Source organism: Aeromicrobium sp., assembly GCF_023146395.1.
GTDB lineage: Bacteria > Actinomycetota > Actinomycetes > Propionibacteriales > Nocardioidaceae > Aeromicrobium.
In genome coordinates this window covers 107138-125979 of sequence record NZ_JAGLCD010000017.1, presented here as the reverse complement: position 1 = coordinate 125979, position 18842 = coordinate 107138, and the positions used below count along the sequence as shown (strand labels likewise).

Annotated in this window: 21 protein-coding genes; 10 read left to right on the top strand and 11 right to left on the bottom strand. The window is 71.0% G+C overall.

Annotated features, from left to right (window positions below):
* Positions 1-104: 104 nt before the first annotated feature.
* Positions 105-509: a type II toxin-antitoxin system VapC family toxin gene (locus KAG51_RS12565; protein ID WP_290584180.1), complete on the bottom strand. Its 405-nt coding sequence runs from the start codon at positions 507-509 to the stop codon at positions 105-107.
* Positions 502-756: a prevent-host-death protein gene (locus tag KAG51_RS12560; RefSeq protein WP_290584179.1), complete on the bottom strand. Its 255-nt coding sequence runs from the start codon at positions 754-756 to the stop codon at positions 502-504. The genes KAG51_RS12565 and KAG51_RS12560 overlap by 8 nt, the downstream gene beginning before the upstream one ends.
* A 74-nt stretch (positions 757-830) precedes the next feature.
* On the opposite strand from KAG51_RS12560, the gene KAG51_RS12555 reads away from it, so the two are divergent.
* Positions 831-2726, top strand: a complete 1896-nt coding sequence (locus KAG51_RS12555) for a Na+/H+ antiporter (RefSeq protein WP_290584178.1) — start codon at positions 831-833, stop codon at positions 2724-2726.
* Positions 2727-2753: 27 nt separating this feature from the next.
* Here the strand turns inward: KAG51_RS12555 and KAG51_RS12550 are convergent, their stop codons facing one another.
* Complete coding sequence (locus KAG51_RS12550; RefSeq protein WP_290584177.1) at positions 2754-3164, bottom strand: hypothetical protein; 411 nt, start codon at positions 3162-3164, stop codon at positions 2754-2756.
* A gap of 59 nt (positions 3165-3223) precedes the next feature.
* Between KAG51_RS12550 and KAG51_RS12545 the strand changes: the two genes are divergently transcribed.
* The gene (locus tag KAG51_RS12545; RefSeq protein ID WP_290584176.1) at positions 3224-4333 is read left to right on the top strand and encodes a GNAT family N-acetyltransferase; all 1110 of its coding nucleotides are present in this window, start codon (positions 3224-3226) and stop codon (positions 4331-4333) included.
* On the opposite strand, the gene KAG51_RS12540 is transcribed toward KAG51_RS12545, so the two are convergent.
* Positions 4330-4545 carry a hypothetical protein gene (locus KAG51_RS12540; RefSeq protein ID WP_290584175.1) on the bottom strand — a complete coding sequence of 72 codons (216 nt, stop codon included), beginning with the start codon at positions 4543-4545 and terminating at the stop codon, positions 4330-4332. The two genes, KAG51_RS12545 and KAG51_RS12540, sit on opposite strands and share 4 nt — an antisense overlap.
* A 103-nt stretch (positions 4546-4648) precedes the next feature.
* Here KAG51_RS12540 and ychF point away from each other — a divergent pair, with 103 nt between their 5' ends.
* The 3 genes from ychF (at position 4649) to KAG51_RS12525 (ending at position 7087) form a co-directional block, all read left to right on the top strand.
* A complete protein-coding gene (ychF, locus tag KAG51_RS12535; protein WP_290584174.1) occupies positions 4649-5737 on the top strand; it encodes a redox-regulated ATPase YchF in 1089 nt (362 codons plus the stop codon).
* 167 nt (positions 5738-5904) lie between these two features.
* A complete protein-coding gene (locus tag KAG51_RS12530; protein WP_290584173.1) occupies positions 5905-6366 on the top strand; it encodes a helix-turn-helix domain-containing protein in 462 nt (153 codons plus the stop codon).
* A 19-nt stretch (positions 6367-6385) separates the two neighbouring features.
* A complete protein-coding gene (locus tag KAG51_RS12525; RefSeq protein WP_290584172.1) occupies positions 6386-7087 on the top strand; it encodes a nucleotidyl transferase AbiEii/AbiGii toxin family protein in 702 nt (233 codons plus the stop codon).
* Between the two features lie 95 nt (positions 7088-7182).
* Here the strand turns inward: KAG51_RS12525 and KAG51_RS12520 are convergent, their stop codons facing one another.
* From KAG51_RS12520 to KAG51_RS12510, 3 genes are all read right to left on the bottom strand, one after another.
* Positions 7183-7866 carry a response regulator gene (locus tag KAG51_RS12520; RefSeq protein WP_290584171.1) on the bottom strand — a complete coding sequence of 228 codons (684 nt, stop codon included), beginning with the start codon at positions 7864-7866 and terminating at the stop codon, positions 7183-7185.
* Positions 7863-9464: a sensor histidine kinase gene (locus tag KAG51_RS12515; RefSeq protein WP_290584170.1), complete on the bottom strand. Its 1602-nt coding sequence runs from the start codon at positions 9462-9464 to the stop codon at positions 7863-7865. The genes KAG51_RS12520 and KAG51_RS12515 overlap by 4 nt, the downstream gene beginning before the upstream one ends.
* Before the next feature lie 68 nt (positions 9465-9532).
* Positions 9533-11140: a DASS family sodium-coupled anion symporter gene (locus tag KAG51_RS12510; protein WP_290584168.1), complete on the bottom strand. Its 1608-nt coding sequence runs from the start codon at positions 11138-11140 to the stop codon at positions 9533-9535.
* A 188-nt stretch (positions 11141-11328) separates the two neighbouring features.
* Here KAG51_RS12510 and KAG51_RS12505 point away from each other — a divergent pair, with 188 nt between their 5' ends.
* Positions 11329-12729, top strand: coding sequence for a DUF2254 domain-containing protein (locus KAG51_RS12505; RefSeq protein ID WP_290584166.1), 1401 nt, complete (start codon positions 11329-11331; stop codon positions 12727-12729).
* A gap of 95 nt (positions 12730-12824) precedes the next feature.
* Entirely contained in the window at positions 12825-13028 is a 204-nt protein-coding gene (locus KAG51_RS12500) for a hypothetical protein (RefSeq protein WP_290584164.1), read from the top strand.
* A gap of 6 nt (positions 13029-13034) precedes the next feature.
* On the opposite strand, the gene KAG51_RS12495 is transcribed toward KAG51_RS12500, so the two are convergent.
* Both KAG51_RS12495 and KAG51_RS12490 read right to left on the bottom strand, forming a co-directional pair.
* Positions 13035-13892 (bottom strand): alpha/beta fold hydrolase, encoded by an 858-nt coding sequence (locus KAG51_RS12495; protein ID WP_290584162.1) that lies wholly within the window; start codon positions 13890-13892, stop codon positions 13035-13037.
* Between the two features lie 77 nt (positions 13893-13969).
* Positions 13970-14503: a hypothetical protein gene (locus KAG51_RS12490; RefSeq protein ID WP_290584160.1), complete on the bottom strand. Its 534-nt coding sequence runs from the start codon at positions 14501-14503 to the stop codon at positions 13970-13972.
* A 91-nt stretch (positions 14504-14594) separates the two neighbouring features.
* On the opposite strand from KAG51_RS12490, the gene KAG51_RS12485 reads away from it, so the two are divergent.
* Both KAG51_RS12485 and KAG51_RS12480 read left to right on the top strand, forming a co-directional pair.
* On the top strand, positions 14595-15137 hold the full coding sequence (locus KAG51_RS12485) for a putative immunity protein (RefSeq protein ID WP_290584158.1): 543 nt from the start codon (positions 14595-14597) through the stop codon (positions 15135-15137).
* A gap of 111 nt (positions 15138-15248) precedes the next feature.
* The gene (locus KAG51_RS12480; protein WP_290584156.1) at positions 15249-15638 is read left to right on the top strand and encodes a DUF805 domain-containing protein; all 390 of its coding nucleotides are present in this window, start codon (positions 15249-15251) and stop codon (positions 15636-15638) included.
* A 66-nt stretch (positions 15639-15704) separates the two neighbouring features.
* On the opposite strand, the gene KAG51_RS12475 is transcribed toward KAG51_RS12480, so the two are convergent.
* Positions 15705-16091: an ATP-binding protein gene (locus KAG51_RS12475; RefSeq protein ID WP_290584154.1), complete on the bottom strand. Its 387-nt coding sequence runs from the start codon at positions 16089-16091 to the stop codon at positions 15705-15707.
* Between the two features lie 225 nt (positions 16092-16316).
* Between KAG51_RS12475 and KAG51_RS12470 the strand changes: the two genes are divergently transcribed.
* Entirely contained in the window at positions 16317-18482 is a 2166-nt protein-coding gene (locus KAG51_RS12470) for a SpoIIE family protein phosphatase (protein ID WP_290584152.1), read from the top strand.
* A gap of 4 nt (positions 18483-18486) precedes the next feature.
* Here the strand turns inward: KAG51_RS12470 and KAG51_RS12465 are convergent, their stop codons facing one another.
* Positions 18487-18831: a VOC family protein gene (locus KAG51_RS12465; protein ID WP_290584150.1), complete on the bottom strand. Its 345-nt coding sequence runs from the start codon at positions 18829-18831 to the stop codon at positions 18487-18489.
* Positions 18832-18842: the final 11 nt, after the last annotated feature.

Sequence of the window (18842 nt, the reverse complement as noted above, 5' to 3'; positions counted from 1 at the left end):
TCCGTTCGTCGTGGTGAGTGGTTGACGCTACGAGAGATGGTGACGACGTGTGGTGAATCCACCGCCCCGCCCAGCGGCAGCGGAGGGCACACGCCGGGTCGACCTCATATGGTCACGATCGGGAGCAGGGACTCGAGGCCGATGTAGTCGTGGGGGTTGCGCGTCACGACCGGCAGACCCGCAGCCAGGGCGACGGCGGCGATCTGGAGGTCGGCGAGCCTGCCGCGAGGCTTGCGGCCCTGGGCGAAGACCGCTGCCGCGACCCGACCGTAGGCGCGAGCCGCCTCGCCGTCGAAGGGCAGCGGATCGAAGGTCGCCTCCACGCGCTGCAGCCGATCCTGCCGGCGAGCACGCTCCTGGGGGTCCTCGGCAGCCGCCGGCCCGGCGGCCAGGTCGGCCAGGGTGATGGCGCAGATGCCGACCTCGGCAGGCAGCACCATCGGGTCGATCGCGTGCAGGTCCAGGACGACCGAGGTGTCGAGGAGGCCCGAGGTGAGTCGATCAGGCACGGGGGCTCGGGTCTTGGTCGATCAGCGCGTCGAGGTCGTCGCGGAACTGCTGGGCGTCGACGGGCGGCGCGCCGCGGAAGGCCGCGGCGACCAGGCCGGCACTGACCAGCCGGTCTCGGCGGAGGGGACGAAGCTCGCCCATCGGGCGACCGTTGCGGCTCACCACGAAACTGCGTCCTTCGTCGAGGGCCCGCATGATGCGGCCGGAGTCGTTGCGCAGCTCGCGCTGGCTGATCTGCTCGGACATGTCTCCACTGTAGCGACAGGTGCTACACCCTTCCAGCGTGAACTGATCTCGCGCGTGAGGGTGCCGGTGTCACGATGTCCTTCGTGGACACCGCTCTGACCGTCGTCGTCGCCGTGAGCCTGGCCGTCGCGGTGGCGACGCTGGCGGGTCGGCTGCCCGTCGCCTCGCCGCTCGTGCTGATCGTGTTCGGCATCGCGGCCTCGTACGTGCCCTTCATCCCGGACGTCGAGCTGACCTCGGAGCTCGTGCTGGTCGGCCTCCTCCCACCGCTGCTCTACGCGGCCGCGATCCGCACGCCGTTGGTCGACTTCCGGGCCAACCGGCGGCCCATCGCGCTGCTCAGCATCGCGCTGGTCATCGTCACCGCAGTGGGTGTCGGCTTCCTCGCGCAGGCGCTGCTCGACGTGCCGCTGGCGGTCGGCCTCGCCCTCGGGGCCGTCGTGGCCCCGCCGGACGCCGTCGCGGCCACCGCCGTCGCGCGCCGCATCGGTCTGCCACGCCGGGTCGTGACGATCCTCGAGGGCGAGAGCCTCGTCAACGACGCCACGGCCATCGTGCTGCTTCGTACGTCGATCGCCGCGATCGCCGGGTCCGTGACGTTGCTGGAGACCGGAGTCGAGTTCCTCGTGTCGGCCCTCGGCGGCGTCCTGATCGGCGCGGTCGTGGCCCTCGTGGTCATCCAGGTGCGCAAGCGGATCACCGACGACCTCACCGACGTGTCGCTCTCGCTGCTGACGCCCTGGCTGGCGTACGTGCCGGCCGAAGAGATCCACTGGGCCGGCACCGACGCGCACGCCTCGGGCGTGCTCGCGGTCGTGGTGGCGGGGCTCCTGCTCGGGCACAAGTCGCCGATCATCCAGTCGGCGACATCGCGCCTGTTCGAGCGGATGAACTGGGCCACGATCTCGTTCGTCCTGGAGAACACGACGTTCCTGCTGATCGGCCTGCAGGTCAAGTCGATCGTGGCCGACGTGGGTGACAGCGAGCTCTCGGCCGGACGCGTGGCCGCCGTGAGCCTGCTCATCCTGGCGGCCGTGATCGGCATCCGCCTGGTGTGGATCTTCCCGGCCACGTACCTGCCACGCCTCATCCCGGCCGTGCGGCGCGCGGATCCCGCTCCGCACTGGACTACCCCGCTGCTGATCGGCTGGGCCGGGATGCGGGGCGTCGTCACGCTGGCCGCAGTCTTCCTGCTGCCCGCAGACACCCCGCATCGCGAGGTGCTGGTCATGATCGCGTTCGTCGTGACGGTGGGCACGCTGCTGCTCCAGGGTCTGACGCTGCCCTGGCTCGTCCGGCTGCTGGGGGTGCGAGGCCCCGACCGGCACGAGGACCACCTCACGGAGGCCTCGGTGCACCAGGCCGCCGCGAACGCCGGGCTGCGCTACTTGGAGGAGGAGATCGCCGGAACCGTTTCCGAGGACGTGCTCGAGCGCCTGCGCAGCCGAGCGCAGGACCGGGCCAACGCGATCTGGGAGCGTCTGGGCGGCGCCGACACCCCGGCCGCGCAGTACAGCCGGGCACGCGCCGCCACGCTCGCGCGCGAGCGGGCCGAGCTGATCCGCATCCGGGGCGAGGGCACGGTGGACCAGTCGGTGCTGCAGCGGGTGCTGGACGCCCTCGACGTCGAGGAGTCGATCCTCGACCGCCTGGCCGAGGACGAGTCGACGGTCGACCGGGAGATCGACCTGCGGGCGGCCATTGACCCGGCCGGGGCCTGCGAGCACCTGCGGGACGCCTGCGACGTGCCGCGTCCGACGACGCCCACGGGATGCGAGGAGTGCCTGCGCGACGGGACGTCGTGGGTCCACCTGCGGATCTGCATGACCTGCGGTCACGTGGGCTGCTGCGACTCGTCCGAGGGCAAGCACGCCACGGCGCACTTCCACGAGACGCGTCACCCGGTCATGCGCAGCTTCGAACCGGGCGAGGCCTGGCGCTGGTGCTTCGTCGACGAGAAGACCGGATAGCCGACCAGCCAGCGGGGCGCGGACCCCTCAGCGCAGGGCGAGGCGGCGCAGACCGATCGCGAGCAGCGCGAGGACCTCGGCGACGGCGAGGGTGACACCGCTCGCGACGGTGCCGGCCAGGACGCGCCCGGCCGGCCCGGCCGACGCCGGCATGCCCTCGGGCGCGATCGCCTCCGGCGCGACGATCGCGACGACCACGAGGGTGCCGAGCAACAGCACCGGCGGCGCGAAGAGCGTGTTCCAGAGCTGGCGGGGGGCGACCGCGAGCGGCACGGTGAGCGAGGCCAGGACGACGGCGATCGAGGTCAGCGGGCCGAGGCGGGCGTCGGTGAGGTCGAACAGGGCCGCGGCACCGATCAGCAGCACGGCTCCGCACGCGGCCCCGACGAGGGTCAGGTCGCGTTGCGCGAGGGCGGCGGGGGCCGCCATTCCGGCCATGTCCCGACGGTAGGCCCCTGGTCGGACAGATCGTCGGACGCGAGGGCAGACTGGGGGTCGTGTCGACACCCGAGGGACCCGTGGCGAACGACACCGGGTGGTACCCGGAGGTCACGACCGACCGGTTGCGGCTGCGCCGGTTCGATCACGGTGACGCCGCCGACGTGCTCGCGATCCACTCCCGCCTCGACGTCGTGAAGTGGCTCGACAACCCTCCCTTCCACCTGATGGCCGACGAGGACGAGGCGCGCGAGCGCATCGACGGCTACCTCGCGGCCGAGGCCGAGGACCCGCTCGTGGCCCGGCGCGCGATCGAGGAGATCGCCTCGGGACGAGTGGTCGGGAGCGTCTTGCTGGCCCGGTGCGGACGCCTCGACGGCGGCTTCGTCGGCGAGTACGAGCTCGGCTGGCACCTGCACCCCGACGCCGCCGGTCGCGGCTACGCCACGCAGGCCGCCCGGCTGCTCGCCGCCCAGGCCTTCGTGGCGGGGCACGACGAGCTCGTGATCGGAATGTACTCCGACAACGACGCGTCGGCCGCAGTCGCGCACCGCCTGGGCGCCGAGGACCTCGGCATCGGGCCCGATCCCTGGTACGGCGGCGACGGCCACAACTTCCGGCTCCGGCCCGAGCACCTCGCGCGCGTCGAGACCGAGCGTCTGGTGCTGCGCGCGTTCACCCGGCACGACCTGGACTTCCTGGCCGACCTCTTCTCGATCCCGGAGGTCGCACGGTGGAGCGGTGCCGGTCGGCCGCGCACCCGCACCGAGGTGCAGGTCCAGCTGGCCGGTCAGCCGGGGCGTGCGGGCCCGCACCCGTCGACCGGCGTGTTTGCAATCTGCCCCCGCACCTCCACCGGCGCCGTGGGCGGGCCGGTCGGCGTCGCGATGCTGGTACCGCTCCCGGCCAGCGCTGGCAGCGAGCGCCGCGACGTCGAGATCGGGTGGCACCTGCACCCGTCGGCCCAGGGCCGCGGGTTCGCGACCGAGGCGGCTCGCGCGCTCGTGGAGCGGGCCCGCGGCGGCGGCATCAGCGAGGTGCACGCCGTCACCCACCCGGACAACGCGGCGTCGCAGGCCGTGTGCCGGCGACTCGGCATGACCGACCTCGGCCTGCGTGACGACTGGTACGACCAGGCGCTGCGGGCGTTTCGACTGCCGACGGCCTAGGTGTTCGCCCAGATCAGGAAGGCGATGTAGAGACCGGCGAACAGCACCGTCATCACGCCGGAGGCCACACCGACCCAGATGACCCAGGGCGGCACGGGGCCACCCGGCGTGACGTCAAGCATCGGCTGCGGGCCAACCGGTCCGGACGAGCCGGGGTGGTGGGTCTGCGGTGCGGGCGGCGGGGGAGCGTCGGTGCGATCGGACTCGGTCATTCCTCCAGAGTGCCAGCCCCCGGTGGCGCCTGCACCCGCCCCGCACGGGGCGACCGCCTCCGGCCTCCAGAGGTCGCAGGATCGCCCGGTAGGCTCGACCCTCGTGGCTCTCTCCATCGGCATCGTCGGCCTGCCCAACGCCGGCAAGTCCACGCTCTTCAACGCCCTGACCAAGAACGACGTGCTCGCCGCGAACTACCCGTTCGCCACGATCGAGCCCAATGTCGGCGTCGTCGGGGTGCCCGACGAGCGGCTCGGTCAGCTCGCCGAGATCTTCGGCTCGGAGAAGATCCTCCCGGCCACGGTGCAGTTCGTCGACATCGCCGGCATCGTCCGGGGCGCCTCCGAGGGTGAGGGCATGGGCAACAAGTTCCTGTCGCACATTCGTGAGTCCGACGCGATCTGCCAGGTCACCCGGGTGTTCCGCGACGAGGACGTGACCCACGTCGACGGCGAGGTCAACCCCAGCAGCGACATCGAGACGATCTCGATCGAGCTGGTGCTGGCCGACCTGCAGACCGTCGACAACGCGCTGCCGCGGCTCGACAAGGAGTCGCGCAAGGACAAGTCCCTCGTGCCCGTGCTCGAGGAGACGCAGAAGGCCAAGGAGGCCCTCGAGGCCGGCACCGGCGTGCTCAAGGCGGGGCTCGACCTCCACCTGCTGCGCGACCTGCACCTGATGACCTCCAAGCGCTTCATCTACGTCTTCAACTGCGACGCCGACGAGCTCGCCGACGAGGCGCTCAAGGACCGCATGCGCGCCTTGGTGGCGCCGTCCGAGGCGATCTTCTTGGACGCCAAGGGCGAGGCCGAGCTGGTCGAGCTCGGCGACGACGAGGACGCCGAGCAGATGCGGGCCGAGATGCTCGCCGACATGGGCGTCGAGGAGCCCGGGCTGGACGCACTCGCGCGCGTCGGCTTCGACACGCTCGGACTGCAGACCTACCTCACGGCCGGGCCGAAGGAGTCGCGGGCCTGGACGATCCCGAAGGGAGCCACCGCGCCGCAGGCGGCCGGTGTCATCCACACCGACTTCGAGCGCGGCTTCATCAAGGCCGAGATCGTCTCGTTCGACGACCTCGTCGAGGCCGGCTCCATGAACGCGGCCAAGTCGGCGGGCAAGGTGCGCATGGAGGGCAAGGACTACGTCATGGCCGACGGTGACGTGGTGGAGTTCCGCTTCAACGTCTGACGTCGCCCAGAACGTCTGGTCCTCGTCGGGGATCGATGCCCGCCAGGGCTGTCCGATCCGGACGCCATCTGCACAAAGCGCGCGCCGGACGTGCCGACTTGGACGAGAGTTTGTCCAAAGTGTTTCTCATTGTTGACTCAGGGGAGTCGATGACTAAAATGAGAAACATGCCAGCTCCGAGTCCGTACACGAGTCCCGAGCAACAGGCGGACCTCGAACGTCTCGGGGCCCGGCTGCGCGAACGTCGCAAGGCTCTCGGCGTCACGGTCGTCGCGTGTGCCGAAGCTGCTGGCGTCTCGCGTGTCACGCTGCACCGGATCGAGGCAGGTAATCCCTCGGTCACGATCGGCGCCTGCGTCAACGTTGCAGCCGCCCTCGGACTTCACCTCGTCGTTCCGATCCTCGACGCGCCAGCGGCAGAACCCGCGCAGGTCATGGTCGGCGACTACCCGGGTCTGCGCGCGCTGGCGTGGCAGACGGACGCCGGCACCACCATCACCGAGACGGAGGCACTCAACCTCTACGAGCGCGGCTGGCGGCACCTCGACCGGGAGACGCTGACCGACCACGAGAAGGCGTTCATCCAGCATCTGGCGGACGCCTACAGCAACGGCAGGCTCCTTGTTTAGGCGGCTGCACCACCAACAGGTGGCTGAGGTGCTGTCGATGCTCGACGCACCGCTCCTGGCCGAGCACCGCTGCTGGTTCGGAGGCGGCACGGCGATCGTCCTCGCCAACGGTGAGTTCCGCGAATCGGTGGACATCGACTTCCTGGTCTCCGACCAGCAGTCCTATCGAGCGCTGCGCCAGATCGTCAGGGACCAGGGGCTCGACGCCCTGGCGACGCGCAAGCTGGACCTGGGTCGAACACCCTCCGTCGACGGCTACGGCATTAGGGCCTCGGTGCTCGTTGCGGGGACGGCGATGAAGCTCGAGATCATCCATGAGGGCCGTATCGACCTTGACACTCCCTCCCCGGGCGAGGAGATCTGCGGGCTGCGGACCCTGACGCGAACCGACCAGGTCGCCACCAAGCTGCTCGCCAACGACGACGGTTGGGCCGACACGTCGACGTTCAACCGCGACCTGATCGACCTCGCGATGATGAAACCCGACACCACCGCGCTGAAGGCCGGCGCGCGCAAGGTGGTCGATGCGTACGGCACGACGGTCGGCGACAGCCTCAACCACGCAGTCACCTACCTCCGCGACCGTCCGCAACGTCTAGACGAGGACCTCCGCGCACTCAAGATCGACGCGCCCCGTGCCGTTGTCTGGCAGCGCATCCGCGAGCTGTCCGCACGGTGCGCGAAGATCGAAGGTCTGTTGCTCGACATCAACCGACGGTGACCAACCTCCACCGAATCCCCACATGATCGCGCCGCGTGATCAGATCGTTCGCAGATCACCCTCGGTGCTCCTGTGACACGCGAGACCCGTGGGTCTCAGGTGTGGCGTCGCCACCGGTAGACGTTCTCCGGACGTCCTGTGCGTCCGTAGCGGGGCTCCCGGTCCACCAGGCTGGCTCCCGCGAGGTGCTCGAGGTAGCGCCTGGCCGTCACTCGTGCCATGCCCAGCTGCTCGGACAGCTGGTGGGCGGTGACGCCGGCCGGAGTCGCCCGCAGGACGTCGACCACCGCGGTCAGGGTGCTCTCGCTCATCCCCTTGGGAACGGCCGCGCTGGCGGTGCCCCGCAGCGCGTCCAGCGCCCGGTCGACATCCTGCTGGGCGGCCTCCAGGTCGTGGCCGTCCAGGTGGGTGCGGAAGTCCGCGTAGCGCTGCAGCTTGTCCTTGAACGCTGCGAAGGTGAACGGTTTGAGCAGGTACTGCACCACGCCGTAGGCGACCACCGAGCGCACCACCCGCACGTCCCTGGCCGACGTGACCGCGATGATGTCGACCAGGTAGCCCCGGCTGCGCAGACCGCGACAGACGTCGAGGCCGGTCATGTCCGGCAGGTAGAAGTCGAGCAGGACCAGGTCGACCTCGTGCGTGGCGACGAAGTCCCAGGCCTCGCTGCCGCGGTGGACGATCCCGGCCACCGAGAAGCCGTCCACCCGTGACACGAACTCGGCGTGTGCCGCGGCGATCACCGGGTCGTCCTCGACCACGAGCGTCCTGACCGTCATCGCTCGGCCTCGTGCGCGGGATCGGCTCCCCCGGGCAGGTCGACGGTGAACACCGCGCCGCCGTCGGACTCCACGTGGAGGCTGCCCCGGTGGCGCTCGACGATCTGGCGCACGAGTGCCAGTCCCAGGCCTCGGCCGTGCGGCTGGTCGCTGAGCTTGGTCGACCAGCCACGCGTGAAGGCATCGTCGAGGTGGTCGGGATCGATGCCGGCGCCGGAGTCGGCGACGACCAGGCGCAACCCCTCGTCGGAGGAGGTGGCGGTGAGCGTCACCCGGCGCGGGGGCCCACCGGCGAGGGCGGCGTCGATCGCGTTGTCGACCAGGTTGCCGACCAGGGTGACCAGGTCTCGGGAGGAGATGCCCACCTCGCCGACGCGGCTGTCGGGGGTGATGACGAACTCGACCCCCTTCTCGTGTGCCTGAGCCGCCTTGGCGAGCAACAGGGCCGCGAGCGCAGGCTCCTCGACGGTGCCCACCACCCGGTCGGTGAGCTGCTGCGTCGTGGCGAGCTCCTCGGTCGCGAACTCGACGGCACGCTCGGGATTGCCCAGCTCGATCATGGTCACCACGGTGTGGAGCCGGTTGGCCGACTCGTGCGCCTGGGCACGCAGCGCCTCGGCGAATCCTCGGGCCGTGTCGAGCTCGCCGGTCAGCGCCTCGAGATCGGTGTGGTCGCGCAGCGTCGTGACCGTCCCGAGGATCCGGCCGTCCTTGGCGGCCAGCTCGGAGTTCACCACGAGGACCCGGTCCCGGTGGACGACGAGCAGGTCGTCCACCGGACGGCCGCTCGCGAGGTGGGAGCCGAGGGGGGCGTCGACGTCGGACGCCGTCAGCGGCCCGGGGTCGACCGACCCCGGGGGGAGGCCGAGCAGGCGGACCGCCTCGTCGTTGACCAGGACGATCCGGCCGCCGGGGTCGACGATCACCAGGCCCTCGTGCACGGCGTGGAGCACCGCGTCGTGCTGCTCGTACATCCGGGTGATCTCGTCGGGACCGAGCCCCAGGGTCTGGCGGCTCAGCCGCCGGCTGATCGCCAGCGACCCCCAGGCGGCGATGGCCAGGGCGGCGCCGGAGACGCCCAGCAGCAGCGGGACCCGCTGCTGGAGCTCCCGGCCGATCTCACCGCGCAGGATGCCGATCGACACCAGGGCGACGACGTCCCCGTCGCTGTCGAAGATCGGGACCACCGCCCGCACGGACGGGCCCAGGGTCCCGGGGTAGGTCTCGGTCAGCGGCTCGCCGGCGAGGGCCGGGTCGATGGTGCCCAGGAACTTCTCGCCGACCAGCTCCGGACTGGGGTGGGAGTAGCGGGTCCGGTCGGGGGCCATGAACACGATGAAGTCGGCGCCGGTGGCGCGGCGCACGGACTCGGCCAGCGGCTGGAGCACGACCGACGGGTCGTCGAGGGTGAGCGCCTCGCCCACGCTGGGGAGCTCGGCGAGTCCGAGGGCCAGGGTCAGGACCCGGCGTTCGGCGCTGTTCTCGCTGGTGCTCCGGGCGTCGAGGTAGGCCAGGAGTCCTCCCGCGCCGACGAGCAGCACGATCACGGTGAGCTGGAGCACGAAGACCTGCCGGGCGAGGCTCAACCGTCGTGCCATCTGCCTAGTCTTCCATCGTTCGTGCGCCAGTGGTCGCGTGATCGTGCTGCTCGTCGTGACGGCTGGTGTCACATCGTGATGCCCAGCGCCCACTCGCCCAGCAGCATCGTGGCGCCCGTGATGAGCACGACGCCGAGGAGGTTCAGCCACACCCCGGCGCGGATCATCTGGCCCATCGTGACGTGGCCCGAGCCGAACACGATGGCGTTCGGCGGCGTGCCCACCGGCAGCATGAAGCTGCAGGTGGCGGCGAAGGCGGCCGGGACCAGCAGCAGCATCGGGTCGATGCCCAGGCCGAGAGCGACGCCGCCCAGGACGGGCAGGAAGGTCGCCGCGGTGGCGGTGTTGCTGGTCAGCTCGGTGAGCATCAGGATGACCAGGCAGACGGCGCCGATCATCAGCACGACCGGGAGGACCCCGAAGCCGCTGACCTGGGTGCCGATGTACTCGCTCAGACCTGTCTGCTGCACGGCCTTGGCCAGGCTGAGACCACCGCCGAAGAGCAGCAGCACGCCCCACGGGATGCCGGACTGGGCGGTGCGCCAGTCCAGGGTCATCGTGGTCGTGCCCCGCTCCCGCGTGGCGGGGATGAGGAACAGGGCCAGGGCGGCGCCGATCGCGATGATCGAGTCGTCGAGGTTCGCGACGAACGGAAGCAGCGACGTCACGGTCTCCGAGCCGGAGAGCGGCTCACGGCTGATCCACAGCACGGCGGCGGAGACGAAGACGCCCAGCACCACCCACTCGCCGCGCGACATCGGTCCCAGCTTGGCGAGCTCGTTGCGCAGCACGTCCTTGCCCCCCACGACGGCGGACAGCTTGGTCGGGTAGATCACCCGGGTGAGCAGCAGCCAGGCGAGCAGCAGGAAGACCGCCGAGAGCGGCACACCGATCTTCATCCAGTCGGCGAAGCCGATCGTGACGCCCAGGGACTCCTCGACGAATCCGGCCAGGATCAGGTTGGGCGGGCTGCCGATCAGGGTGGCGAGGCCGCCGATCGTCGCGGCGAAGGCGATGGACAGCATCAGGCTGGTGGCGAAGTTCTTCGTGTCCTTGTCGGCGAACATGTCCGACACCGGCCCACTGCCGGGATCGTCGGACGTCCTGCTCGGGTCCGGTGTGGCCACCAGGGCGAGGACGCTGATGCCGATCGGCAGCATCATCAGGGTCGTCGCGGTGTTGCTCACCCACATGGAGAGGAAAGCGGTCGCGACCATCACGCCGAGGATCAGCTGCCGGGGCTGGGTGCCGATCACGCGCATCACGAGCAAGGCGATCCGCTTGTGCAGGTTCCACTTCTGCATCGCCAGGGCGATCATGAAGCCGCCCATGAAGAGGAACACCGTGGTGGAGGCGTACGGCGCGGTGGCCTCGGCCACCGGGAGCACGCCCGCCAACGGCAGGGCCACGATCGGCACCAGCGAGGTGGCGGCCAGCGGCATCGCTTCGCTCATCCACCAGATGGCGACCAGGGTCACGATCGCTGCCGTGGCGCGGGCCGAGTCCGACAGTGCGTCGTCCTGCGGCAGCAGCAGGTAGACGGCGAGGGCCAGGACGACGCCGAGGCCGCGTCCGATCCAGACGCGGCGCGGGGAAAGGAGGTTCTCGGAGGCGCCGGGACGTGGGCCGGCGTCGTGTCTGGCCTGGTTCTCGACGTGTTCCGTGGTTGCGCTCATGGTGCTCACTTTCCTGGGACGGTCGTACTGGTCCTTCGAATGTGACATCGGTCACGGGCTGCGTCGCGGTTGTGTACATAACGGTCGTGACCGACGGTGATGGGGTGGAGCTAGGTTGAACCTCCGAGCGGAGCTCGGACCCGCGCACCCGATCGGTGCCCCGCCGCAGTCACAGGAGGACGAGTGCCGTGAGTGGACGTACCTCGGGGCGGCGCGCCGCCAGTGCCCGGCGGCGAGGAGGCTGGGCCCGTCTTGCCGAGTCGGTCGAGTCCCGCCTCTGGCCGATCCCGGTGGTCGTGATCCTGGCCGCCGTCGGGGTGGGTCTGGCGCTGCCGCGGATCGACCTGCTGGTCGACGGCGCGCTGCCGCTCGGCGTCGACTCGTTCGTGTTCAACGGCGGCGCCGACACCGCCCGGTCGGTCCTGTCGTCGATCGCGGGCTCGCTGATCACGGCGACGTCGTTGACGTTCTCACTCACGGTGGTCGCGCTGCAGCTGGCCAGCAGCCAGGCGTCTCCCCGCGTCCTGCGCATGTTCGCCCGCGACCGCCACGTGCACTGGACGCTCGCGACCTTCCTCGGCACCTTCGCGTTCGCGATCACGGTGCTCCGCACGATCCGCTCCGAGGGCGAGTCGGCGGCGGAGTTCGTCCCGCGGGTCTCGGTGACCTTGGCGTTCGTGCTGACGTTGGTGAGCATGGTCATGCTCGTGCTGTTCCTGGCGCACCTGGCGGCGCAGCTGCGGGTCGAGACGATCCTCAAGGAGATCCACGCCGAGACCGACGACGTGATCGACCGTGAGTCCGAGCGGCACAGCGCGGCGGTCGCCTTCGCCGGGGCGATCGTCGTTCCTCCGCACCGGCACGTCGTGACGGCGGACCAGAGCGGTTTCGTCACGAGCCGTGACCGCCTGGCGCTCGTGGAGGCGGCGACGAAGCACGGCATCGTGATCCAGGAGGCGCGGCACATCGGGGAGAACGTGGTCGCCGGCACTCCGCTGGCGTACTGGTGGAGCAGTGTCGAGGCGGCCGCTCCCGATCGCGAGGCGGTCGAGGCGCTCGAGGAGTCGGTCCGGTGCGCCCACGTCGTCGGGTACGAACGCACCTCGTCAGAGGATGTCGACTTCGGGATCCAGCAGATCCTCGACATCGCGCTGCGTGCCCTGTCGCCCGGCGTCAATGACCCGACGACGGCGGTGCACGCCCTCGGCCACCTGAGCGCCATCACGGTGCGCACCGCGGCGATGTCCCCGATGCCGCCCGGCCTGGCCGACGGGGCGGGCGCCCTGCGGGTCGTGACCTCACCCGTGACGTCAGCCGACCGGATCCGTGCGGCCCTCTCGCCGATGCGCCACCACGGAGCCGCCAGCCCGGCCGTGGTCGACCGTCTGCTGCAGACGGTCGACGAGCTGGCCTACGTCACGGGCGAGCCCGGAGTGCGCGACGAGCTGGGTCGTCAGCTCGCGGCCCTGGAGGAGCAGCTGCAGGTGCTGGGCGACGATCCCGCGACCACGCGTGAGTCGCTGCGGCGTCTCGAGACGGTCCGAGACCGTCTTCGCGGCGACGGTGACTCGGCGGGCTTCGGCACCTGACTCGCCGACGACCGGCCCTGTGCGCTGGACGGTCGTCGGCGGGGCGTCCGAACCTCGCCTAGGTTGCTCGTGAAGCCAGGACAGCAGGTGACGGCATGCCGATGCGACGACGACCCCCGTGGGCACGGTTCGCGCTGCGCGCCAACGCCGTCATGCTGGCTGCTTGTGCGGCGGCCGGTTCCGTCGGAGCGTTCATCACGGTTCGCGCCGGCGAGCTCGGCTCGTTCCTGGTGTGTGCTGCCGTGACGGTGCTGGCGGTGGCCGCTGCGCGGGCCGCGGTGAGGGAGGCCGACCGGTAGATCAGGTCAGGCGTCGCCGGTGTCGGACGCGATGAACTCGCGCAGCACGCGGGCGAAGCGATCAGGGTCGTCAAGGTGCGGGAAGTGCCCTGCGCCCTCGAAGATCTCGACCCGGCACTCGGGCATGGACTGCGCGGCGCTGCGCGCGTGCGAGGCGGGGATCATGTGGTCCTTCGAGCCCCACACGATCATGGTCGGCACGGGCAGCGAGTCCTCGAGGTGGTCGTGGGCGCTGATGCTCTGCCCCCCGATGTCGATGACGGCTCGCGTCGTGGCGAGGAACGCGCGGCGGCTCTCGCGGTCACCGAGCGAGCTGAAGCCTCGCCAGATCGCGGTGATGTCGGAACCGGGGCACCAGCCAGCCTTCGCCGCGACCCGCCCGAGCGTCTCGACCTGTGACAGCACGGGTGCCGAGGCCACCACGCTCAGCACCTGGGCGGCGCCGGGCAGGGTCGCTGACCGGAGCGCGATGCTCACCTCGCGCCCGAGGCCTCCGCTGGAGACCAGCACGAGACGCTCGACCCGCTCGGGGAAGAGGTAGAAGAACTGCATCGCGATGCCGCCGCCGAGGGAGTGGCCGACGAGGGTCACGTGATCGACGCCGAGGTGGTCCAGCAGATCACGCATCGTGGCGGCGTGGGAGCTCAGCGAGTAGTCGCCCATCGGCTTGGCGGACTCGCCGTGGCCGAACAGGTCGGGCAGGACCACCCGGTGGTCGTCGTCCATCGCGTCGACCAGGTGGGCCCACTGCTGCTGCGAGCCCAGGATTCCGTGGATGAACAGCACCACGGGGCCCTCGCCACGGTCGGTGTAGGAGAGGTCGTGCCCGTGGAGCACGACCTTCCGGGGGTCGACGTGCGCCATGGTGGTTGTCCTCGCCGTGGTGGGGTGAACCGGGCCCGCCCACGGTAGCCCGTGGGGCGGTCGCCAGCCACGAGGTGTCAGCTGGGCGTCCGCAGCGCCTCGTAGCGGACGGCGAGATGCGCCGCCGGCGTCGGCGACACCTCGGGCTCGACCAGGTCGTCGGGATCGTCGGCGCTGATCGCGACGCCCTGCGAACGGCACTCCGTGACGAGCGCGGTGTAGTCCGCGTGCGACCACTGGCCGTACTCGTCGGTCAGGGCCTCGCTGAGGGTCGAGCCGCGCAGCATCTCGAACTGGCCGTCGGCGTCCAGCGCGACCACGGGTGCATCGTCGAGCGGCAGGTCGTCCGGCCCCCGCCAGTACCCGAACGCCACGTGCTCGTCGTCGTTCTCGACGACCCAGCGGACGAGCGCGGCCGTCTCGGCCACGGCGCGAGCGCGGGCGGCGGCATCGGGGTCCGCGAGTCCTTCGACCGTCAGGCCGACGGTGTCGAGCACGGCCGGGTGCTCGCCGTCGGCGAGCATGCGCACCCCCGGCGGCCACGGGGTCGCCTGACCGGCGTCCTGCAGACGGCGCCACACGGTGAGATCGGCGGGAGTCGTGGTCGACATGACCCCATCATCGCCTGCCGAAGACCGCTCGCGGCACGCGCGGAGAGCCGAGCCGGGTGGAGTGTCGTGATCGTCGACGAGAATGCAGGAGATGACCTCGATCCAGACGCTCAGCGACCCCGACCGGCGACTGCTTGCCCGGTGGGCGGCCGCGTGTGCCGAACGAGTGTTTCCCCTCGTCGACGGTGATGCCGCGGCCGTGGGCGACGTCGCGCACGCCTTGGCCCGCACCTATGCCTACGCGGACGGTCGCAGCAGTGCGGCCGAGGAGATCGGCAGACGCCTGGTCGCCGTGAGGGCCGCGTCGCAGGTGTCGACTCCCGCCGGCGCTGCCGCGGCTCGGGCGGTGGGGCAGGCCTCAGCGGTGGCCCACATGGGCGCCCACGCGCTGGGGGCCGCCGGCTACGCGGTCAAGGCTGTCGCGCTCGCCGCCCCCGACGGCGCTGAGGCGATCGCGGCAGAGGTGCAGTGGCAGCTCGACCAGCTGGACGAGGCTTGCCGCGCGGCCCTGCGGCTGCTCCCACCGCTCGGCTCGGATCGGTCCGGCCCGCTCGGCCCGGGACTGCTGGCGGGCGGCGTCGTGGGGTCGACGATCCGTGAGATCCAGGCCCAGGTCGGGTCGACGCCGGCCTGAACCGATCCTGCGTGGGTGGGACAGCGACCGGGAGCTTGCCGTTTTCCGCGCGCAGAAGCACGGCGTGGCTCTAGGTTGTGCACCACCGCCCGCCAATCGCTCGGAGCTACCGTGAACCTGCAACAAGCCGTCTCCAGTGTGCTGTCCCAGTACGCCACCTTCACCGGGCGCGCACGGCGCTCGGAGTACTGGTTCTGGGTGCTCGCCACCGTCATCGTCTCGTTCGTCGGGGCCATCATCGACGCCATCATCGGCATCCAGATCGTCCAGACGCTGCTGCTCCTGGCCACGATCGTCCCGAACCTCGCCGTCGGCGCTCGCCGTCTGCACGACACCGGGCGAAGCGGGTGGCTGCAGCTCATCGGCCTCATCCCGATCGTCGGCTGGATCATCCTGATCGTGTGGTTCGCCCAGGACTCCCACCCCGACAACGAGCACGGCCCCAACCCCAAGGGTCGTGCGGCCGGCCCGTACGGCCACCCCACCTCGCCCGCCGTCTGACGAGCGGCGTCTGTCGCTACGCGGTGACGGCACCGGTCGATGGTCGTCGGAGGCTCGAGGGCCGCGTCAGACCGTGAGCTCGGCGCTGATCCGGGTGCCGCTGTCGCGCTCGATCCACCAGCGGTCCGCCAGCAGGTCGACGATGGCGAGACCGCGACCGGAAACGGCCGACTCGTCGACGTGCAGGACGTGGACCGTGCCGCTGTCGCCACCGTCGTGCACGCTGAGCACGAGGATCTCGTCGCGGAGCACCCACCGGGCCTCGAACGTGCCGTCGTCGCGCGGCGCGCCGTGCCGCACGGCGTTCGCGGCCAGCTCGCCCAGCACGAGCAACGCGTCGTTGGCGACGACCGTGCGCACCCCGTGCTGCGCCAGGAAGGTCATGAGCTCGTGCCGTGCCGTGCGTAGGGAGCGCGACGAGAAGGGCAGCTGCGTCGTCCCGGTCGCCGCCACGCCAGCCTCCTCGTGTTCGGGGCGCTCAGGCCCGCACCGACGACACCCTAGGCCCGTTCGACCGACCTGGCGCGCCGGGCCAGGACGTGACGTCGAACCCGCAGCAGACTCGTGGCTGCCCGATAGAATCGTCGGCGAATCATGGCTCGGGGAGACCATGGCGGACAGTCCCACCGGCGTCACCGCGTCTCCGTCACGACAGTCGACAGCGAGGCGGCACCCACCATGGCGGCACCCGGACCGACCCCGTTCGGGTCCTCCGACGCCGACGACCCGCCGTGGCTCCGGCTCGCGGTCGAGGCCGCAGGGGTCGGGGTCTTCGACTGGGACCTGGCCACGGGGGAGCTGCGCTGGGACGACCAGCTGCACGAGCTGTTCCAGCGCGATCGTGCCACGTTCGCCGGCACGATCGCGGCCTTCACCGAGTGCGTGCACCCGGACGATCGCGACCGCGTGGATCGAGCTCACGCCGCGGCGATCTCCTCGGTGGGGGAATACGAGGCCGAGTACCGGGTGATGCTGCCGAGCGGACGCCAGCGGTGGGTCCGCGCCCGCGGTCGTGCCCTCCCCGGGCCGGACGGCACTGCGGCCCGGGTCATCGGCGCCGCGATCGACAGCGGGACCGGCGCCAGCGAGGAGACGCGGGCGTTCACGGTCCTCGAGGCGATGCCCACCGCCTTCTTCGCACTCGATCGGGAGTGGCGCTTCAGCTACGTGAACCCCGTGGCCCAACGCCTGCTCGGTGCCGTCAGCGCCGACCCTGTCGGCGAGGTCATCTGGGAGCTGTTTCCCGATGCGCTGGGCACCGAGTTCGAACGGAGCTATCGTCGCGCCGCCACCCGTCGCGAGACGATCACCTTCGAGGCGTACTACCCGCCCCCGCTCGACGACTGGTACGAGGTCCGCGTGTGGCCCACGTCCGACGGTCTCTCGGTCTACTTCCTCGACATCACCGAGCGCCGAGCCGCGCAGGAGACCCTCGAGCGTCTCGCCCGGCGCAGCTCCCTGCTCGCCGCCGTGTCCGAGGCGCTCACCGACACGATGGATCCGGAGGCGGGCGTCGCGCGGCTCGCCGGGCTGTTGGTGCCGGAGCTGTGCGACTGGTGCATCGTCACGACCGTCGACGGAGAGCCCGACTCGTCGATGTCGCGGCGTCGGTTGCGCGACATCGGGGCCTGGCACGCCGACCCCGACCTCCAGCCGGCGGTCGACCAGTACGCCGCCGGCCGGCTCGGGGCCTTGCGCGACGAGGCATTCCTCTTCCGGGTGCTCCGCAGCGGCGAACCGATCCTGATCGAGTCCGAGGCCACCGAGAGGATCTCGGCGGTGCTGCAGCCCGGCACCGTGCGCGACGTGTACCGCGGTCTGGCGCCGGAGTCGGCCGTGCTCATGGCTCTGCGGGGTCACGGACGCACGACGGGTCTGCTCACGTTGTTCCGGGCCGCCGAGCGCGAGCCGTTCAGCCGCGACGACCTGGAAATCTTGGGCGACATCGGTGGTCGCGCCGGTCTGGCCCTGGGCAACGCCCAGGCCTTCGCCGAGCAGCGCGACCTCGCCGAGGCGTTGCAGCGCAGCCTGCTCACCGCACCTCCGCAACCCGACCACCTCCACGTCGTCGTCCGGTACGAGCCCGCGACCGAGGCCGCGAAGGTCGGCGGTGACTGGTACGACTCCTTCCTGCAGCCCGGCGGTTCGACGAACGTCGTGATCGGCGACGTCATCGGGCACGACACGGCGGCCGCCGCCGCGATGGGGCAGATGCGTTCGCTCCTGCGTGGCATCGCGATGACCACCGACGAAGGCCCGGCCGACGTGCTGCGCCGCATGGACGCGGTGCTCGACGGCCTGCGGGTCGACTCCTCGGCGAGTGTCGTCGTGGCGCGGTTCGAGCAGACCGAGCAGGAGCGCGCCGAACGGGTCACCCGCCTGCGGTGGTCCAATGCCGGCCATCCGCCGCCGCTCGTGGTCATGGTGCACGGCGACGACGGCGTGATCGACCCGGCCGACCAGACCGGTCGTGTGCCGGTCGCAGCCGTCGAGGTGCGCGAGCTGTGGGCCGACGAGACGAACATGCTGCTGGGTCTCTTCCCGGACGCCCACCGCACCGAGAGCGTCGCGAGCCTGCCGCGCGGGTCGACCGTGCTGCTCTACACCGACGGTCTGGTCGAGCGGCGCGGCGAGGGCCTCGAGCAGGGCATCGCCCGACTCGCCGACGTCCTGCGCGAGGTCGCCGCCGAGGGGTTGGACCTCGACGCCGTCTGCGACGAGGTGCTGCGCCGCATGCTCCCGGAGCGCCCCGAGGACGACATCGCGCTCGTGGCCGTGCGGCTCCACCGTGAGGACCGTCCCCGACCCGCAGAGGCCGGACCCTCGGACCCCCGGCTCGGCTGAGACCTCAGGTGTGCGTGCCGACGTTCACGACCCGCCCGGACGCGTCGCGGTAGAAGAAGCGCGTGACGCCCCAGGTCTCGGCCGTCAGGGGGTGGACGATCTCGAGCCCTGCCTCGACGGCGGCGGCGAGCGCCTCGTGGACGTCGTCGACGAAGATCGACACGTCGGGGTTCACCGGGGCTGACGCGTCGGTCGTCATCAGACTGAGCTGGTGACCGTCGCGATCGTCGAGCGTGACGATCCAGCCGTGGTCCATCACGACGCGCAGGCCCAGGACCGCGGTGTGCTGGCGGACCGTCTCGGCCAGGTCGTCGACGCTGAGGTTCGGGACGACACGCTCGACCTTCATGCGGCGAGTCA

What these genes read in the sequence shown, in the direction of transcription:
- KAG51_RS12550 (WP_290584177.1), bottom strand. Translation starts at nt 3,164, where the DNA reads ATGGCCGGAATGGCGGCCCCCGCCGCCCTCGCGCAACGCGACCTGACC.
- KAG51_RS12560 (WP_290584179.1), bottom strand. Translation starts at nt 756, where the DNA reads ATGTCCGAGCAGATCAGCCAGCGCGAGCTGCGCAACGACTCCGGCCGC.
- KAG51_RS12515 (WP_290584170.1), bottom strand. Translation starts at nt 9,464, where the DNA reads ATGGCACGACGGTTGAGCCTCGCCCGGCAGGTCTTCGTGCTCCAGCTC.
- KAG51_RS12465 (WP_290584150.1), bottom strand. Translation starts at nt 18,831, where the DNA reads ATGAAGGTCGAGCGTGTCGTCCCGAACCTCAGCGTCGACGACCTGGCC.
- KAG51_RS12485 (WP_290584158.1), top strand. Translation starts at nt 14,595, where the DNA reads ATGACCTCGATCCAGACGCTCAGCGACCCCGACCGGCGACTGCTTGCC.
- KAG51_RS12495 (WP_290584162.1), bottom strand. Translation starts at nt 13,892, where the DNA reads ATGGCGCACGTCGACCCCCGGAAGGTCGTGCTCCACGGGCACGACCTC.
- KAG51_RS12510 (WP_290584168.1), bottom strand. Translation starts at nt 11,140, where the DNA reads ATGAGCGCAACCACGGAACACGTCGAGAACCAGGCCAGACACGACGCC.
- KAG51_RS12500 (WP_290584164.1), top strand. Translation starts at nt 12,825, where the DNA reads ATGCCGATGCGACGACGACCCCCGTGGGCACGGTTCGCGCTGCGCGCC.
- KAG51_RS12490 (WP_290584160.1), bottom strand. Translation starts at nt 14,503, where the DNA reads ATGTCGACCACGACTCCCGCCGATCTCACCGTGTGGCGCCGTCTGCAG.
- KAG51_RS12470 (WP_290584152.1), top strand. Translation starts at nt 16,317, where the DNA reads ATGGCGGCACCCGGACCGACCCCGTTCGGGTCCTCCGACGCCGACGAC.
- KAG51_RS12555 (WP_290584178.1), top strand. Translation starts at nt 831, where the DNA reads ATGTCCTTCGTGGACACCGCTCTGACCGTCGTCGTCGCCGTGAGCCTG.
- KAG51_RS12520 (WP_290584171.1), bottom strand. Translation starts at nt 7,866, where the DNA reads ATGACGGTCAGGACGCTCGTGGTCGAGGACGACCCGGTGATCGCCGCG.
- KAG51_RS12530 (WP_290584173.1), top strand. Translation starts at nt 5,905, where the DNA reads ATGCCAGCTCCGAGTCCGTACACGAGTCCCGAGCAACAGGCGGACCTC.
- KAG51_RS12540 (WP_290584175.1), bottom strand. Translation starts at nt 4,545, where the DNA reads ATGACCGAGTCCGATCGCACCGACGCTCCCCCGCCGCCCGCACCGCAG.